The organism is Paenibacillus sp. WLX1005, from assembly GCF_046603685.1.
Taxonomy (GTDB): domain Bacteria; phylum Bacillota; class Bacilli; order Paenibacillales; family Paenibacillaceae; genus Saccharibacillus.
Window position 1 is genome coordinate 5,299,086 of the sequence record NZ_CP176756.1, and the last position, 19,059, is coordinate 5,318,144.

General features: G+C 48.4%; 14 protein-coding genes. 4 read left to right on the plus strand and 10 right to left on the minus strand.

Annotated features, from left to right (window positions below):
- Nucleotides 1–39 precede the first annotated feature (39 nt).
- Complete coding sequence (locus ACE3MZ_RS22690; protein ID WP_411344335.1) at nt 40–804, plus strand: ABC transporter ATP-binding protein; 765 nt, start codon at nt 40–42, stop codon at nt 802–804.
- Nucleotides 779–2,665, plus strand: a complete 1,887-nt coding sequence (locus ACE3MZ_RS22695) for an ABC transporter permease (RefSeq protein WP_411344336.1) — start codon at nt 779–781, stop codon at nt 2,663–2,665. The genes ACE3MZ_RS22690 and ACE3MZ_RS22695 overlap by 26 nt, the downstream gene beginning before the upstream one ends.
- Nucleotides 2,666–2,854: 189 nt before the next feature.
- On the opposite strand, the gene ACE3MZ_RS22700 is transcribed toward ACE3MZ_RS22695, so the two are convergent.
- On the minus strand, nt 2,855–3,997 hold the full coding sequence (locus ACE3MZ_RS22700; protein WP_411346895.1) for a metallophosphoesterase: 1,143 nt from the start codon (nt 3,995–3,997) through the stop codon (nt 2,855–2,857).
- A 414-nt stretch (nt 3,998–4,411) separates the two neighbouring features.
- On the opposite strand from ACE3MZ_RS22700, the gene ACE3MZ_RS22705 reads away from it, so the two are divergent.
- Nucleotides 4,412–5,326, plus strand: a complete 915-nt coding sequence (locus ACE3MZ_RS22705; protein WP_411344337.1) for an Rpn family recombination-promoting nuclease/putative transposase — start codon at nt 4,412–4,414, stop codon at nt 5,324–5,326.
- A 176-nt stretch (nt 5,327–5,502) separates the two neighbouring features.
- On the opposite strand, the gene greA is transcribed toward ACE3MZ_RS22705, so the two are convergent.
- On the minus strand, nt 5,503–5,991 hold the full coding sequence (gene greA / locus ACE3MZ_RS22710; RefSeq protein ID WP_411344338.1) for a transcription elongation factor GreA: 489 nt from the start codon (nt 5,989–5,991) through the stop codon (nt 5,503–5,505).
- A gap of 469 nt (nt 5,992–6,460) precedes the next feature.
- Here greA and ACE3MZ_RS22715 point away from each other — a divergent pair, with 469 nt between their 5' ends.
- Entirely contained in the window at nt 6,461–7,954 is a 1,494-nt protein-coding gene (locus ACE3MZ_RS22715) for a peptide MFS transporter (RefSeq protein WP_411344339.1), read from the plus strand.
- 263 nt (nt 7,955–8,217) lie between these two features.
- On the opposite strand, the gene ACE3MZ_RS22720 is transcribed toward ACE3MZ_RS22715, so the two are convergent.
- The 8 genes from ACE3MZ_RS22720 to ACE3MZ_RS22755 all read right to left on the minus strand — a co-directional run bounded on the left by ACE3MZ_RS22720 (nt 8,218) and on the right by ACE3MZ_RS22755 (nt 18,806).
- Nucleotides 8,218–9,513, minus strand: a complete 1,296-nt coding sequence (locus ACE3MZ_RS22720; protein ID WP_411344340.1) for a glycosyltransferase family 2 protein — start codon at nt 9,511–9,513, stop codon at nt 8,218–8,220.
- Nucleotides 9,514–9,690: 177 nt separating this feature from the next.
- The gene (locus ACE3MZ_RS22725; RefSeq protein WP_411344341.1) at nt 9,691–10,566 is read right to left on the minus strand and encodes a diguanylate cyclase domain-containing protein; all 876 of its coding nucleotides are present in this window, start codon (nt 10,564–10,566) and stop codon (nt 9,691–9,693) included.
- Between the two features lie 31 nt (nt 10,567–10,597).
- On the minus strand, nt 10,598–11,692 hold the full coding sequence (locus tag ACE3MZ_RS22730) for a glycosyl hydrolase (protein ID WP_411344342.1): 1,095 nt from the start codon (nt 11,690–11,692) through the stop codon (nt 10,598–10,600).
- 284 nt (nt 11,693–11,976) lie between these two features.
- On the minus strand, nt 11,977–13,413 hold the full coding sequence (locus ACE3MZ_RS22735) for an alpha-L-fucosidase (RefSeq protein ID WP_411344343.1): 1,437 nt from the start codon (nt 13,411–13,413) through the stop codon (nt 11,977–11,979).
- Between the two features lie 111 nt (nt 13,414–13,524).
- Complete coding sequence (locus tag ACE3MZ_RS22740) at nt 13,525–15,414, minus strand: glycoside hydrolase family 35 protein (protein ID WP_411344344.1); 1,890 nt, start codon at nt 15,412–15,414, stop codon at nt 13,525–13,527.
- A gap of 62 nt (nt 15,415–15,476) precedes the next feature.
- Complete coding sequence (locus ACE3MZ_RS22745; RefSeq protein ID WP_411344345.1) at nt 15,477–16,370, minus strand: carbohydrate ABC transporter permease; 894 nt, start codon at nt 16,368–16,370, stop codon at nt 15,477–15,479.
- Between the two features lies 1 nt (nt 16,371).
- On the minus strand, nt 16,372–17,256 hold the full coding sequence (locus ACE3MZ_RS22750) for a carbohydrate ABC transporter permease (RefSeq protein WP_411344346.1): 885 nt from the start codon (nt 17,254–17,256) through the stop codon (nt 16,372–16,374).
- 167 nt (nt 17,257–17,423) lie between these two features.
- Nucleotides 17,424–18,806 (minus strand): carbohydrate ABC transporter substrate-binding protein, encoded by a 1,383-nt coding sequence (locus ACE3MZ_RS22755; RefSeq protein WP_411344347.1) that lies wholly within the window; start codon nt 18,804–18,806, stop codon nt 17,424–17,426.
- Nucleotides 18,807–19,059: the final 253 nt, after the last annotated feature.

The window sequence follows — 19,059 nt, forward strand, 5'->3', positions numbered from 1 at the left end:
CACGCATTCGGAACACGTACATTAAGGGAGGATTCACTTATGCTGCAAGTAAACCGGGTCAGTAAAGTATATGAAGGCAAAGTGTCATACAAAGCACTCACCGATATTCAATTTACGATTCAAGATGGTGAGTTCGTCGGGATTATGGGACCATCCGGCAGTGGCAAAACGACACTGCTCAATATGATCGCTACGATTGATCAGCCGACAACTGGCGATATTCTAATCGGCGGACGCAATATTAATGACATGCGCAAAAATGAACTGGCGCAATTTCGCCGCCGTGAGCTAGGATTCGTCTTTCAGGATTTTAACCTGCTGCACACGCTGACCGTGGAGGAGAATATCGTGCTGCCACTCACATTGGACGGACGTCCAGTGCGCGAAATGAAGGAAAAAGCAGCTGTGATTGCCGAGCGACTGGGCATCAGCGGCATCATGAACAAACGCACCTTCGAAATCTCTGGCGGTCAGGCGCAGCGGACAGCGATTGCTCGCTCTATGATTCATGCACCGCAATTACTGCTGGCAGATGAGCCGACTGGTAATCTCGACTCCAAAGCGGCGCGTGATGTGATGGAGATGCTAGAGCAGATCAACCGCGAAGAGCAGAAAACGATGATGCTGGTTACGCATGACGCAGTAGCTGCCAGTTATTGCAGTCGGGTAATCTTCATCCGCGACGGTCATCTGTACAGCGAGATTCATCGCGGTGACAATCGGCAGGCATTTTTCCAGAAAATCATTGATACACTGTCGTTGTTAGGGGGGCATTCTAGTGACATTTCGTCAATTCGCGTGTAATAACGTCCTTCGTAACAAACGGCTGTATGCCGCCTATTTTCTAAGCAGTATGTTCACGGTGATGATCTTTTTCACATTTGCCATTTTCGCCTACCATCCGGCGATGAGCGGCAGCGATGTGAATCAGAATGCACAAGCGGCATTATCGACGTCCAAATGGCTGATCTACGCCTTCTCGTTCTTTTTCGTATTGTATTCGATGGGTTCCTTCCTGAAGACACGCAAGCGAGAATTCGGTCTGCTCATGTTGCAAGGCATGTCGCCCGGTCAACTGCGCCGCATGGTGTTCATGGAAAATATGCTGATCGGCTTCGGCGCTACGATTGGCGGAATTGCACTTGGTCTTGTATTTGCCAAAGCGATTCTGCTGATCGGGGAAAATGTACTGGTACTGAGTCAAAAGCTTAGCTTCTACGTGCCGATGCAAGCGATTGGACTGACAGTGTTGTCGTTCATGCTGCTATTCATGCTCATCTCGCTGTTTATCTCGACGGTGCTGCGTAGCGGTACGCTCATTCAGCTCATTCGTAGCAATCATGCAGGCAAAAGCGAACCACGCGCATCTATGGTGCTGTCGCTGTTGGTCATTATTTTGCTCGCCATCGGCTACGGTCTGGCGCTCGTCATCAAGGATACGATGGTCATCCAACTGTTACTGCCCATCATCGTTATGGTCAGCATCGCTACGTACCTGCTATTTACACAGCTCAGCGTCTATATCATTCGCGCAATGAAGCAGCGGAAACATCTATTCTGGCGCAAAACGAATATGCTGCTGTTCTCCGATCTGTCGTATCGAATGAAGGACAATGCACGTACGTTCTTCCTTGTCGCTATGGTATCGACCGTGGCATTTTGTGCCATCGGCACGTTGTATGGGCTACAATCTGTATTTGATAAAAGGATTATGTACACGAATGACTACGATATTACGTATTATGCCCCCACAGAAGATCAACAAAGCACCAGCCGTGCGCAAATGATCTCGGAGCAATTACAAGCGAACGGTATTGCTGCTACAGCATTGGATGCTACGCTGAACCGATACGCATTTACAGACGGACACGGCAATCTGACCGTACTGAATGTCAGTGAATTCAACCGCTTGTTGCAAACGCTTGGACAACAACCGATTCAAGTCACTGGCAATGACGCCGCCCTGATCACTTCAGACGCTGAAAATGCAAAGACTATCGAACTGAGCAACCGCGTATTGGAAACGAATAGCGGCATCGCTGTCCAGAGTACACGCCCCATCGTCTCGCAAGTTGTACCCGGAACGACTGTAGCACTGGTCATTCCAGACAAGCTGTATGCGCAGATAGGCAAGCCGCAATCTAGTGAACATGTATATGTATGGCAAACGGATGCCAGTAAAGATCAGCTGCTACAAGCAGCCAAATCGATCATGACCCTGATCCCGCAATCAGATGCGGATACTTATGTAAATATCCCTACCGTTACGCTGTATCAACTGCAAAGCCTGTACGGTATCGCGCTGTTTATCGGTTTATTTATCGGGATTGTGTTCTTCGTATCGGCGGGCAGCTTTCTGTATTTCCGGTTGTACAGCGATCTGGATGAAGACAAAGAGAAATTCCGCGCCATCGCCAAGCTTGGTCTGACCGACCGCGAGTTGAATAGGGTGTTAACGCGTCAGATTGCACTGTTGTTCTTCGCTCCCATCGTCGTTGCCATTGTTCATGGTGCGGTGGCGCTGACTACATTGTCGCATATTTTACAACGATCACTTGTACAGGAATCAGCGATGGTACTCGGTATATTTTTCCTGATTCAGCTGATGTACTTCTTCATCGTACGCTTCTTTTATATTAAGCAGATACGTTCGGCACTGCGTTAAATTACTGTATGTTCCAGAATATACGGCTTGTACCAATAGGCTGAAATTATAACGGTTGTCGCCGATCGCTATGTCATGATTACGATGAATGGAACTGTATATGCAAAGCAAAAAGCCTTCTCCTGTCATGTAGCGGAGAAGGCTTTTTGCAATGAATACAATGCACTACTACATTACGTAGCAATGACGTTATGATGTGGACGCAGCGGCATCTGCTTCATTGTCGGTATTGCCTGCTGCTCCGCTATCTCGGAATTTTACATGAATCTGTACAATTTCCGAGCGAGTTCCGGTACGGATCGGTGTGCCCCAGAAACCGAAGCCGGATGATACGATGGAGTGCAACTGTCCCTTTTGCAGATGACCCCAATCATTCTCAAAAATACGGTTCGTAATCAATGAGAACGGCGCCATCTGTCCACGATGTGTGTGCCCGGATACAACGAGATCGGTGCCCAGCTTCTGCTCGGCATCCAGCTCGTACGGCTGGTGATCCAGCACGATCACCGGATGCGTATGATCGACTTCATCCAGTAGCTTGCCGAGTTCTGTACGCGGACGGTCGCTATAATCGCGGCGACCAACGAGAGTGATTCCGTTGTCCAGCACGATCGATTCGTCGTACAGCACATGCAGATTGCTTTTGTTCAATACATCAACCAGATCCACGCCTTGTTCAAAACGGTCATGATTACCAAGCGAAGAATATACGGGTGCTTGGAAGCCTTGTAAAATCTCTGGAATATCCGTCTTACTGTAATACAGCAAATTGTCGTCGATAATGTCACCAGGCAGCAAAATGAGATCGGGATTCAGCGCGTTCACCCGTTCCACCAGTCTCCTCGCGTGACTTTCATTGGACAATGCCCCAAAGTGCATATCGGATGCCATCACAATATTCATCTCGGACGGACCGTTCACAGGCTTATCAATCTTGATGGAATAATTCCGTACAACCGGGCTATATGCATTGTACATGCCGATGCTGAGTGTGATCACGAAGCCTGCCAGCGATACCCAGCCCGCCCATATGACGATTGTGGACATTGACCATGGGGTCAATCGCAGCACCAACAGGATCAGATTCAGAATCGGCAACCATAAGATGGAGAAATACAATATCGCGATCCAGACTGCACCAATCCATTTAAATGCAACGATCTCCCGTTGCCAGAAGCCGAGAAACATCGAATACGCCAAAATAACGAGTACAACGACCCAGATATAACGCGGCAGCATATGCTGTGGAAATAGCGTCGCCAACCATACCCAGCCATTCCACCCGATGTATAACAAAATCAGATGATATACAACAAGAATGACAATTCCCATCCACAAAATCGGTATCCCCTATCCGAGCGTTTCATTGAATGCTATCGTATCAAGAGTCTTTTTAGATTTGGAAGCATTGACGGCTCATACAGATAGTATATAACGTTGGCAGGCAATGTACAAAACGTAACGGGGATCAAGAAAGTAAGCGGGTAACGGCTGAATAGTCGGATGATGGTTGTAGGTGGTGTCAGTGGATCGGATGAATGTCTCTTTCATGACACTTTTATAAGTTATATTTGTATATATAAGTGTACAGATATGCAGTTATATGTACTTCTGTAGTGAAAATATATTCTTAAAAACGTGTTTTATCTCTTTTATTATCGACTTATATACGATAAAATACACGTAAATACATATCAATCATCTCACTAGACATCTACTCATTTGATCCCAACCGGAGGCGTACTTATGAACGAACTACTTGATCCTAAAAACGATTTTCTTTTCAAACGTATCTTTGGCAGTGAAGAAAATAAAGATGTGCTACTGGCATTTTTGAACCGCACCTTTGATCATGCTGGAAAACCGCCACTACGAGAAATTATTTTGCTCAACTCGTATACGGACAAAGATTCGCCGCTCGACAAGCAGTCTATTTTTGATATTCATGCTCGTACGGATGATGGGCAGTTAATCAACATCGAGATGCAGCTATTTAACAACTACGATATGGAGAAGCGCACGCTTTATTATTGGAGCAAGCTATATTCCAGTCAGCTGTTTGAAGGCAATGCGTACAAACAATTACGCAAATGTGTTACCATCAATGTACTAGACTATGCATTTTTGCCAAGTGAGCAATATCATAATGTGTTTCGATTGAGTGAGGATACAAGCGGGATCCATTTGACCGACGATATGGAGCTTCATTTTCTGGAGTTACCTAAGCTAGACAGCAGTACCTTGTCTGCGCAAGATGGCGGATTGATCAACTGGTTGCTTTTTCTGAAATATACGGATTCCGTAAACTGGGAGGAATTAGCGATGAATGAGCCACAATTGAAAAAAGCGATGAATACGTTAGAATTTCTAAGTCAGGATGAACAGGCACGCATGGAATATGAATCCCGTCAAAAAGCATTGCGAGACGAGATTTCTCGGCAGGAATATGCACGGGATCGTGGACTGGAAGAGGGACGTCAGGAAGGAATTCGACAGGGCATAGAGCAAGGAATCGAGCAGGGTATTCAAGAAGGAATCGAACAAGCCAAGCTAGAAGCTGCTCACAAAATGCTGAAGATGGGGCTGGAAATCGCAATGATTGCTGAAGCGACTGGATTGTCTCAGCAGCAGATTGAAGCTTTGCGTGCTGTAGAGGAATAATTGGCTTTCAACTGCCCGTCTGTTATCTCTCCAGCGTATCCTAAATAATAAAGGACGACTCTATCATTAGAGTCGTCCTTTTGCTTGTGCAAAGTATCTGGTCTGTTAGATAGCGAGTCTTCATTCTGAGTCATTCCCCAAAACGCTAAACCGATATCGTATAACAGCAAGTAGCATTAACCGCCGACTTTGATCTCCAGCAGCTCGTAATGGAATGTACCCATCGGCGCTTCAAATGTAATCTTGTCGCCTGCCTGATGTCCCATCAGTGCTTTACCGAGTGGACTTTCGTAGGACAATTTGTTGTTGGACAGATCGGCTTCCGCCGGACCTACCAGCTGGTATTCCAATACTTCATCAAATTCAATATCTTTTAATACGGCAACCGAGCCGAGCACGACACGGGAAGTATCGATATTGGTCGCACTAATCACACGCGAGTTGCGCAACATGCGCTCCAGTGTCAAAATGCGAGTTTCCATAAACGCCTGATCTTCCTTGGCGGAATGATATTCGCTATTTTCCTTCAGATCACCATAACTGATTGCAGTTTTCAGGCGGGCAGCCAATTCCTGACGGCGTGGGCCTTTCAACTCTTTTAATTCATCTTCCAGTTTGGCGAGACCTTCGGGGGTCAAAATTACTTCTTCATTTTCGTTTGCCATCTACTCTCAACTCCTTATGCTCCATTATACCTTAACCTAGCCTCTTTTCTCCTCTTTCCGTCAAAATTAAATATGGGAGCGCCTTCTTTTCCGGCGCTAAGGGCATATCTCGCCCGTTGAATACCGATCTAGCGCCAAAAAACAGCGGAAAACAGACGATTTTGCGCATGTACACAGGATTTTCACCGGATATGGCGCAAATGCCACTTTTTGCCCTTGCCCATATGGCATTTATATTATATTCTTTTGGTTCGTCCGTTTGCAGGAGGTGTAAGTACATTCAAAACGTAACATAGTCATCCTCTGGAAGCAGATAGCTCAGACGTTTGTCATTTGCAAACGCAAGGTGCGATGAAATGGAATTTTGCGCAAGCAAATCATTTTACCGCTCCGATCTAAAGCTATCGTGCGGCCTTTTGCTGTCTCTTCCAGAACAACTCCAGCTACAACGATATCAAGGAGGTTTAACGTGTCCAATATAACCAAGCAAGAAATTGTGGACAGCGTCCCGCAGCGCGGCTTTTTCGGTCACCCACGCGGACTGTTCACCCTGTTTTTCACAGAATTTTGGGAGCGCTTTTCTTATTACGGAATGAGAGCGATCCTGCTTTATTACATGTATTATTCGATCAGCCAAGGCGGTCTTGGCATTGATGAGACGACCGCTACGGCGATTATGTCCATTTACGGATCACTGGTGTATATGTCCGGTATTATTGGTGGCTGGTTAGCCGACCGTGTATTCGGTACATCCAGAGCGGTCTTTTTCGGTGGTGTGCTAATCATGCTCGGGCATATCGTGCTTGCCATACCAGGCGGTGCGAGTCTGCTATTCACATCCATGGCGCTGATCGTACTCGGAACCGGCTTGCTGAAGCCGAACGTCTCCACGATTGTAGGCGAAATGTACAGCGAACAGGATAATCGCCGGGATGCTGGATTCAGCATCTTCTATATGGGGATCAACCTGGGCGGCTTCCTCGCTCCGCTAATTGTCGGTACGATCGGGATGAACATCAATTTCCACTTCGGCTTCGGTCTGGCGGCAATCGGGATGTTTATCGGTCTGCTCGTCTTTATTTTCACCCGGAAAGGCAGTCTTGGTCTTGCTGGTACAGTGGTTCCGAATCCGATGAATCCGCAGGAACGGAAAAAGGTTGCCACTACTCTCGTCATCGTTGCAATCATCATTGCAATCATTGCGGCGCTGACGATCTCGATGGGTTGGCTGACGTTGGAATCGTTCGTACTTGTCGTTGCCGTGCTCGGGGTATTGATTCCGATTTGCTATTTTGTCGTGATGTATCGCAGTCCGAAAACGACGGATGTGGAGCGTTCGCGTCTGACTGCATATATCCCGCTGTTTATCGCTTCGGTAATGTTCTGGTCGATTCAGGAGCAGGGGTCGACGATTCTGGCTCGTTTTGCCGATAAGCGTACCCAGCTTGATTTCATGGGTATTCATATTTCGCCAGCGTGGTTCCAATCGCTGAATCCGCTGTTTATTATCGTGCTGGCTCCGGTATTCGCTTGGCTCTGGCTGAAGCTGGGAGATCGTCAGCCGTCAATTCCGCGTAAATTCGCGTTTGGTATTTTGTTCGCGGGTCTGTCGTTCCTTGTGATTCTGCTTCCCGCTTACTTTGGCGGTGAGAATTCACTCGTTAGCCCGATCTGGCTCGTACTGAGTTATTTTATCGTTGTGCTTGGTGAGCTGTGCTTGTCACCCGTTGGTCTGTCCGCGACGACCAAGCTGGCTCCTGCAGCATTCTCTGCCCAGACGATGAGTCTCTGGTTCTTGTCCAATGCGGCAGCGCAAGCGGTCAACGCTGTACTCGCCAATTTCTATCATGAAGAGACCGAGATGATCTACTTTGGCGTCATCGGCGGTCTGGCGATTCTGCTTGGTATCGTACTGTTCGCCCTTTCACCTAAGATTCAAGGGTATATGAAAGGCGTGAAATAACACGTTGATCGATCATTAGCAGATACTTAGATGTCTGCACTCTGAACTCAACACTCAACACTCAACACTCAACACTCAACACTCAACAAAAAGGATGGATCTTCGCATCATAATGCGCCTGATCCATCCTTTTTGTTATCATTTTGCAAAATACATCGCAGTTTATTCCATGGCACATCCGCCCATAACAAGCTTATTTCCATTCATTCCTCATTATCGCATCCAGCCAGCTTCTCATTTCAATCCTTCAACATTTCAACACCTTAGCCGAAGCGCTTCGTTTTGTACCAGCTTGTTTTGCGACCAGTGAAAATATCTACCAGCAGCGAGTAGAACGCTTTGATTGAGATAATCAGGAACAGCTGCGCATACGTAAAGTACGAAATGCATGACAGCACGAAGTTCTGCGTATTGCTCTGCCCGATATCCGATGCCAGCGCCAGATTGATCTGCAATACATAAATGTAATACATCAGCGCCCACGAAATGACGAGATAAATATACACATCCCCGACAAACTGGAACGGTGATACAACACCCGGATGGAACAGCGCAATCACCTGATACACAATATTCGCGATAAAGATAATATCCGATACGATAATGGCGATCATAAACCAGAAATAACTTGCCGCATAATACAGCACTTGAATTTTGATCCGCCAGCTAGAGCCGTTGAACAGATGGTGAATATTGTCCAGAATGACGCGATAATTGCCCTTCGACCAGCGCTGCCGCTGACTCATATACACACTGAGCTGCTCCGGCTCCTGCTGGTACGCTTCCGCCTGTGGTGCCAGCGCAATCAGCTTGCCACGGGTCAAAATATCAAACGTAATCGCTGTATCCTCGGTAATCGCATCCGGGTCCCAGCCGCCGATATCCTGAATCAATGCTGTTTTGACAATAAAATTCGTACCGGGAATCGTACCTACCTTGAACAGCTCCCACAGCCCAGTGTGATGCACACGCTGAATCGTCACCAGCTCCAGATTGATACAACGCGACAGAAAGTTTTGCCCACGGTTGCGCGCTTTGTTGCGTCCGAATACCGCGCCGTACCGTCTTGGCTTTTCCAATGCTTTTTGCATCAGGAACATGAGCGCATTTTGCTCCGGAGCGGCGTCAGCGTCATATACACAGATCCAATCGCCCTTGGTATGCTTGAGCGCTTCGTTCAAGGCACCGGATTTGCCGCCTGTACCTTTACGGTCGATGATCATAAAATCACGATGGGCGTATTCCGGGCGTTCTTTAAGTCGAGTGAGCGATTCCACCGTGCCGTCAGAGCAATTGTCGGCGATGACGATGACCTGCACTTTGTAATGAGGATAATTCATATTGAGAATATGCTCAGTCGTAATGCCGACTACGATCTCCTCATTGTGTGCAGGCACCATTACGGTGACGGTCGGATAATGCTCCATCGTTTCCGGGATCACGATGCCCATTTTATTTTGCCGATTCATAAAACGGATTGCGCCTGCCATGATGATGATCGCTTCCAGCACTGCAATCCAGATGCTGATGATCGAGAATATCAGTATGCCATCTGCCATTGGCTCATCCCCGCCCCCGTTTATATTTGCGATTCACATGGCTACGAAACCGCAGCGTCGCTATCGTCAATATCAAGATCGCTACACCGAACATCGAACTTACAACAATACATAAAGGTATAAACCAGCTGGTATACGCCATATTTCATCTTCTCCCAATCTTCATTTTGAACCGGATCAGATGTATTCACCAATCAGGTCCGTTTCCGTATTGCGTTCCAGTGCGGCGATCACACCGTCCAGACTTTCATATTGCTCAAATTGTTCCGCGTGAAACACCAGCGCACCCGAGCGAACGACAAGCTGTAATTCCTGTGCTGACAAATCTGGAAAATAGACATCCATCATCGCATCGCGAATCCGGCGCGTCAGCGGCTGCAAGTAATCCTTATTCGTCATCGGGCAAATGATAATAAACCGTCCGTTGTCGATAGCGAACTTGTAATCCTCAAACCGGATCTGCTTCTGAATCGTGTCCGACAGCAGCAATAACAGCCGCGCATACCCCGCCGAACCGACCGACTCGCGTACCAACGGCAGAAATTCGATCTTGAACATAGCGATGCAGAAGTTGTACCGATCCGCATACCGCCGTGCCAGATTGGAATGCTTGATCAACGCTTCATTCAGTGCCGTTTTGTTACCAAGCGTTGTATCAATATCCAGCTGCGGCGTTACATCCTGCAATTGTTCCAAGCGTTCCGCCAGCCGTCGGTCACCAATCAGACTAAGCTTAATGAGCGAGCCGACCAGCACATTCGCCGGAATGAGAAATAAATGAAAAAAGACGATCGGATTCAGCGGCGCATACGTCACCATCCATACAAAATAACTGACCATAAAGATAAAAATAAATACGACGGAAATACCTCTTGGCAACCATAAGCCTGCTGCCAAGCCAACCAGCGAGCCGATAGCGATACTTAACTCAAGCACGCCAAATTGCTGGTTCAAATACACATTCCACAAAACAACCAGCTGCTGGATCACCGCAATGGCAATCAACAGCGAATAGCCAATCATCGTGCGGCGTAACGGGATACGATTCTTCATCCGTTCTCTTCCTTTTCTCCATGTTTTAACATTAATGCTGCAATGACGTTTCAGCTAGCAATGCTTGCAGATCGTCAAACGCATGCGTATTGCCATCCGATACATACCCGCCTGCATACGGACCGTCTGCCGTACGGAAAGCCGTCATGCGTGTATACAGCTGATCCGCCCACTCCCGGTCATTCATTTGTAGTGCCAGCAAGATCGCAAGCCCATACACCGCAGGCGATTCATAATCTACCGCCCGCGTATGGTCAGCCGCATGATAACGCCCGTACAGCTTGCCGTCCTGCTGAAACTGCTGCTTCATAAAGTCCACCAGCTTCTGTGGTGGCTGCTTCAGCTCTGTCAGATGTAGCCCAATGATCAGCTGGTCGATCAAATTGACTTCTTTGTCATACGTGTATGTGCCGTCGCTCACCTGATACAACCGCGGATAAAATAATCCATCATTCGGAATCTGGCGCAGCAATTGAAGATGCTTATCCACCTGCGCCGCGTCAGCCAGCCCCACCTTCTGCATCTGTTCCAAGGCAGCCGTATCGATATACGTCAAACTTAACTGATCCGCAGAGGTACGATGTTGAAAATCATAATAGTCTACCAGATATCCGTTATTCAGCCCGTGCTGCCAGAGCGTATCGGTAATCTGTTTGGCGGTATTCAGGTATTCTGGCTGCTGCCAGCGATCATACGCATCCAGCAGGGCACCAACAATCCGCAGATCGTCGCCCAATGCGTATGTATTCACCCGCGATGTACCATCTTCCTCAAGCTTCCAACGAATATAGTGCTGCGGCGAAAGGAAATACGTCGTCAGCAGCTTATATGTCTCGTGAAAAGAAGTCGAGTCGTCCTGCAACAAATTGTACTGCATCCATATTCCGACGGACTCGGACAGTGCCTCCCGCCCGGCAACGATATTCGGATCAGTAGACGGTTCTGCTTGTAAATACGATGCGATTGTGCCGTTGGCATTGCGCATGTAGTTGTCCATGAATTGTGCAGTGGAAGGGATCGCTGGTTTCATCATATAACGCGCGGTAAAGAATATCGCAACTCCCAGCACCGCAATGATCCATATGCTTATCATCACCCGTGCGCGACGGGACGATAAAGTGCGCATAAGCGCCTCCTTTGCTTGTATTTGTTCCAACATTTACATGTTCCATCCGAACTTGTCTTTTCTATATATTCGATTTATTTTGACATATTCCAGACGGTACGCCTAGTAGGATTACAGTTTTGTCACTAACTGAATAGCTGTATGACAGCTTATCTTATTACTCAGCATTGACGCGGGTTTGACCAATATACATACGTACAAATAACTCTATGAAATCCGAAAAAGACACCCTTTTTACTGCAAAAGGGTGCCGATCTCTGTTTGTTCATTTTTATACGCGGCTGTTATACCTGCGACTTCGTATCATACACGCTCACCGATTGCAGTGTCGGACACCAGCGCGAACCCGTAATCGTGATACGCAATTGGCGACAATGTTGCGGAGCAAAGCGGCAAATACATTTGTAGCCCACCACGGTACCGGTATGAATTTGCTGCCAACCCTCTTCTTCCGAGAACACGTCTACTGTAAACTGCTCAATCCGTTGCCCGGCTACGATATGCTCCATCAATACGATCCGGTCAAATGTAAATGCATCTCCCAGATCCAGCTCGATCGTTGCCTGCTCGGTTCCCTCTGCTGCTTGCCACCACGTATCGCCTCGTCCATCAGTTATGCAGCTACCTTCATGCTGGGAGTCGTCAAAGGTCGATGCTTGAACCTGCGCATGAAGCGCCAGATCGTGCTCGTAATAACGCGAGATGCGCTCTCCCAATCCCCGCAGCGCCTGCACATCATGTTCATGAATCAGACCACGACGATCCGGTGGCAAATTAAGCAGGAAGCAGGAATTGCCGCCCACGGTGCGCTCGTACAGCTCCATCAGCGTATCCGCATCCTTGACCTGTCCATCCTCTGTTGCATGGTAAAACCAACCCGGACGAATCGATGTGTTCACCTCTGCTGGATACCAGATCAGCTCCTCTGCTTCGGCAATGACCTGCCGACTGCCGAGATCGTCCTCATCCGAATTGATACGACTGGCAAAAGCGGCATCGTCTTCTGTTTGCGACTTCTCCTGAATCTTCTCATTGTCCCGCATCGAAGCAGGCACAACGCTCCATTCAGATGTGCGCGTATGCCCAGCTTCATTGCCACACCAGCGCACATCCGGTCCGCACACCGAGATCACTGCCTGTGGCTGGTGGCGGCGGATAACATCGTAATATCGATCCCAGTCATATACCTGCCGTTTCCCATTGAGCCCTTCCCCACATGCACCGTCAAACCAGACGCTAAAAATATCCCCATACCCAGTCAACAATTCTTCCAGCTGATGTACAAAATAGTCATTATACGCTTCGGAGTCTCCATAGCTGCGTTCATGTCGATCCCACGGTGATAGGTATACGCCAAATTGTAAGCCATATTCACGGCACGCTTCTGATACCTCACGCACCAGATCACCCTGTCCTTGTTGCCACGGACTGTTACGAACCGAATGATCCGTATACTGACTTGGCCACAGGCAAAAGCCGTCATGATGCTTGCACGTCAGAATCAGTCCTTTCATTCCAGCAGCATGACAGACTTGCACCCACTGGGACGCATCTAGCTGAGTCGGATGGAAGATCTCCGGCAATTCGGTGCCGTCCCCCCATTCCCGATCCGTAAACGTATTGACTGTAAAATGAATAAATCCGTAAAACTCTAGCTGCTGCCATGCCAATTGCCTTGCCGAAGGAGCAACAACAGCCGCTTCCTTGATGGATATGCTCATTTTATCCTTCCTTTCGTGACTACAATTCGCTGCTATCTGCCTAAAGTAAGCGCGCCGGAAGCACTGTTACCGTTCTTTGCCCATCCTGCATGTGCATAGTGTTGCTCCTATTTAACCCAAATCCGGTGTATCCGTCAACGTTACAATCGGCTGCTCACAACCGTGCAGCTCGAACAGAATCAATTCATTATCACCGATTCGTAGCAATGGCGCTGGAATGTACAACGTACGCTGCGGACCCGCCTGCCAGTATCGTCCCAGATGGAAGCCATTAATATAGGCAATCCCTTTGCCCCAACCATCTGTCCGCAAGAACGTATCTTGCGGTTGCTCCACCTGCAACACTCCACGGTAAAAGACCGGAGCATGAGCAGCCTGAAGTGCGTACTCGCGATGGTAGAGTTCGCTATTCGTCGGCGCTTGTGAATCTGTGGCAAAGGAAGGGACTGCATATGGCTCTGTCAAAGCGGACTCTGTTCCTTTTGTCGGCTCGGCTATAAATGACCATGGAGACGTTGCCGCCATGCGTAAGTTGCTCCATTGCAGATGGTCCAGCTGATCCAGTGGCAGCGGACGAATGATCCAGTTATGTACATACTGATTACCATGCCGGACGCCGCCGACCAGCCCCTTGGGATCGTGCAGCAGTGGGCCGTAATTGATGCGACCCATATTTTCCACCAAAATATCCAATTGCACATTTGCCTTTGGAATTGCCAGCAATAGTGGTTTCGGATTCCAGCGTTCTACCGTACCGAGATATTGTCCGTCGATCCATACTTGCGCCCGATCTGCCAGCTGCGGCAGATGCAGCTCCATCTCTTCGCGCGGACCGGGAATATTCGCTGTGTACAAAATATATCCATACGCTTGACCTAACTTTTCCATCGGTTCCGGCCATGACGAGTATACTGGCGTCGATAGCACATCCAACTGCTGATCCAGTAACGCGTATTGTGTCAATTGCACTTCGCCATAACGATGCGACGGAATATGCTCCGGTAACTCTAGCGGCGGCAATTCCATATACGCTTCCAGCACCTCCCGTACCGCATAAAACTTAGCAGTTGGACGACCACTCTCGTCCAGCAACGCGTCGTAATCGTAACTGCCTACCGTCGGCTCATATTGCTGAATATGATTCGCCCCATTGTAAAAGCCGAAGTTGGTTCCCCCATGAAACATATACAGATTCAGCGATGCCCCGCAATCCATAATCTCGCGTACAGCTTGTGCCGTATCTTCCGCCGAACGTGTCTGATGCGGCTCCATCCAGTGGTCAAACCAGCCATCCCAGAACTCCATTACCATTAGCGGCGCATGTGGCTGGTACTGTTGTAGCAGCTCAAACCCTTCGCGCGCACCAGAGCCAAAATTGACCGTTGCCAATACACCCGGAATCATACCGCCTTGCAGCATAAAATGCTCCGGTCCGTCGGACGTAAACAGCAGCACATCCATGCCGCGCTGGATCATGGCATCGCGAATATATTCCAGATAGACGGTATCACTGCCATAGCTACCGTATTCGTTTTCGATTTGCAGTGCGATGATCGGTCCACCGTTTGTGCATAGCAGCTGACGCAGTATTGGTAGCAACACATCGTAGTAAGCATCTACTTTGGATAGATATGCCGGATCAGCCGTACGCAGACGCAAATGATGATCGTGTAACAGCCATGCGGGCAGTCCACCAAATTCCCATTCTGCGCAAATGTACGGACTGGGACGCACGATCACATGCAGCCCAAGCCGTCCCGCCAGTGTGACGAAGCCTTCCAGATCTGCCAATCCGGTAAAAACAAAATTCCCTTCTACCGGTTCATGCAGATTCCATGGTACATACGTCTCCACCGTGTTCAGCCCACATGCTTTTAATTTTAGCAATCGATCTTCCCAGTATTCCGGCACAATACGGAAATAGTGCAGTGCGCCGGACAGAATACGTATCGGCTGTTCATCATAAACGAAGTCATTGCCTTTGATCTCAAATTGACCCAAACCGCAGTCCTCCTAACACCTGTGATTACAACAATAGTATGAAATGAGTATATTGCCGCGGATTACCCTTTAACGCCGCCCATCATCATGCCTTCGGTCAGACGCTTTTGTAGCAGCATGTATACGATCACCGTCGGTACCAGCACGATCACGAGTCCGGCAAACAAGGAACCCCAGTCAGTCGCATACTGCTGAATTTGCATCAGATTAGCAAGACCGATCGGGATCGTCTTTTTCTCATCGCTGGTCACTAGCGTGAGCGCCAGCACGTATTCATTCCAAAAATCGAAAAATCCAAATACGATCAACGTCACAATCGCCGGGCGTGTGATTGGCAAGATGATACGAAACAGAATGCCCATATAGCCCGCTCCGTCGATCAGCGCCGCTTCTTCAAAATCACGCGGAATCGACTTCATAAACCCGATCATCAGATACACGGAAAAGGACAAGCTGCCTGTCGCATACACCGCACTCAGCCAGAAGCGATTGTCCAGCATATTCAGATTGTTCATCATCATAAACAGCGGCACGATAATATAAGCACCACCGATAAACAACCCCGCCATATACAGATTGATGATCAGATTGCGTCCGCGAAAATGCATGCGTCCAAGTGCATACGCCGTCGGCAGCGCTGCTACTAGCAAAATGACCATCGACATGATAACCACCAGTACCGAATTGAGCATATAATCCCCGATGCGCGCTGTCGTAAAAGCATTCACATAATTTTGCCAGTTCAGGCTAGATGGCAGACTCCACGGACTTTCCATCACTTCCTGATTGGTTTTAAATGAAGCGAGTACATTCCACAGCAATGGATACAGCACTACCGCTGATTGAATAAGCAGGAAGATACGCAATATCAGCTTGCCGATCGTTTGAAGGAACGGTTTGCCGGCAGAAGCCTCGCTGCGGATCTTTTCGTTTTTGTGTTCTGCGGTCATATTCATCTCAGGAAGCCTCCCTCCGGGTTAATCGGTTGCTCAGCAGCGCCAGCGCAAAGGACACGATAAAAATAAACACGCCAATCGCCATCGCATACCCAAAGTTGGAATTGACGAATGCTTGCCCGTACATGTACGTCATCGCCACTTCCGAGCCGCGGTTCGGTCCACCCGCCGTCATAATCGACACGATAATAAAGCTGATCGTCAGCACACCATTGATGCTGAATACGATCGTAATCCGAATAATCTCCCACAACATCGGCACCGTAATATGGATAAATTGCTGCACCGCTGTCGCGCCATCGATATTGGCAGCTTCATACAGTTCCGGCGAGATACTGTCGATCCCCGCCATATACATGACCATATAATATCCAGCCGCTTGCCAGATCATCGTCACCGCGAGCGCCCACAATACGGTACGTTCATCGCCCAGCCACGGCAACGCCCATTCGCCCAGACCGATTACTTGCAATCCAGAGTTGAGAAACCCAATCGTCGGATGATAAATAAACGACCATAGAATCGCAATCACGACAAACGACAAAATACTCGGAAAGAAAAACAGCGTCCGATACACATTGCGCTCACGCAGCTTGGAACGCGTCAAGATCGAAGCGTTGATCAATGCCAGCGTCAGTGTGATCACCGGCACTACCAGCATCAGAAAGCCCGTATTGCGTAGCGATTTTAAAAATACAGCATCGTGAAACAAATCCGTAAAATTCTTCAAGCCGATCCATTGCGGCGTATCCCCAATTCCCGTCCACAAGTAAAACGATTTCTGAAATACCTCCACTGTCGGATACAGCTTGAACAATACCAACAGCGTCAACCCCGGCAACAAACAAAACAGCAAAAACCACTGTCGCCTCGCTTTCATGCTCATCCCTTTTGGCTCCTTTCCTACAAAAAGGGCAGTCCAGCTGCCCTTTACACGTCTCATCTTCCACAGCCAACGCTCTGCATGGCTTGTATGACTGCATGATTGCGCCATATACCAACTAGCCTAACTAGTGTATCTGTGCAAACACTATACACTTGCGACACGGTTGCTTACGGACTCGTCGTTTGTAGCTCTTTGCCTAGCTCGGTGTACAGACTCGTCATCTGCTGTGCATACTGATCCAACGTCAATTGTTTGTTCATGATCGAGGAGATCGGTACGTACACTTCCTCGCTCGGATTGTATTTGCTGCCTTTGGCGACTGATTTGAATGTGCCGTTGACTGCGACGATGCCATCATCAACCGTTTTGTAGACGTTGTAGGTCGTCTCGGAAATGTAAGGCTTGGCGAGATCCGGCGCTCCTTTGACTGCCAGTACAGCTTTGGAATGCTCTGCATTCAGCTTGATGCTGTCGTCGGTGTACAGGTATTTTAGAAATGCCTTTGCCAGCTCTGGATTTTTGGCTTTTGCCGGAATGACGATCTGTTCCACACTCGTCATTGCGGTTGTCGGTTTGCCGTCGCTGAATGCTGGTACGCCAAGGAAGCCAAACTGAAAGCCATCTTCACGAGGTGCGTCCTTCATCTCATCCTCAAACCATGTACCATTTGGAATGAACATCGCTTTGCCTTGCAGGAACGCCGTTTGTGCCTGCGTATGATTCAGCGCTACTGTACCTGACATGAGCGCATTGTCTTCTTTGGCAATCTTGTCCAGCAATCCCCATGTTTGCTTGAACGTATCGCTGCTCCAAAATGTTGGATCATAATCAAAATACTGATCCAGCGCCTTTTGCCCGCCTAGACTGTAAATGGATGGAACGAGCATTTCCTCCAGATAGCCCGGATACAGCCCCTGATACGTAAACAGCGCCCGGTTGTTCTGCTTGGCAGTTGCGTTGAGCGCGAACAGCTCATCCCATGTCTTCGGTGGGGCGATGCCCTTCTGTTCAAACAGGTTTTTGTTGTACCACAATCCCATCACACCAAAGTTGAACGGTGCCAGATATACTTTGCCATCGCCATATGGCGACATGGAGCGCGATTGCAGCACGCCCGGCAAGATTTTGTCAGCTAGCTTTTCCTTGCCGCCCTCTGCCTGTCCTTCGAATACGTCAGTCAGATCGGTCAGCGCGTTATCCTTGATCAAACCGTCAAGGATCGGTGTATTGTCACTACCGGAAATGTACATCAGATCAGGTGGATTGCCCGCTACAATTTTTGGTCGTACCAGCTCCGCAATCTTCGGACTGGCGGTAATGTTAATCGTCGTGCCCGGATGATCCGCCATGAATGCCTCGGCTATTTTATCCCAGTATTCCCGTCCATATCCGCCCTGAAATACCGCGATATTCAGCTCCGGGTCAGCAAATTCACTACTTCCCGACTGCTTGCCTGCCGACGATTGCCCACTGTTGCTTCCACAGCCTGCCAATAGCGAAACCGACAATACTAGCGCTGCGCCCGCCTTCCAACCTGTCCATACTCCCATGTGTTCACCCCATCATATGATATGTAGACATCCGCTCTGCTGTTCCGACAGAAGCGAATGCTGTGATGTGTTTTATTATAGGTGGGTAATGATGATATAAAAATGAACAAAACCTGTGAATGAAATGCACGTTTTTATTAAATATAATGCGTAGAACGATAAAAACTGGACGATTTTTAGTTGAAGCGAAAAATCGTCCAGTTTGCGAATTTGTACGTATTTTGTTGTATCCCTTTACATCTGACATGGTGTG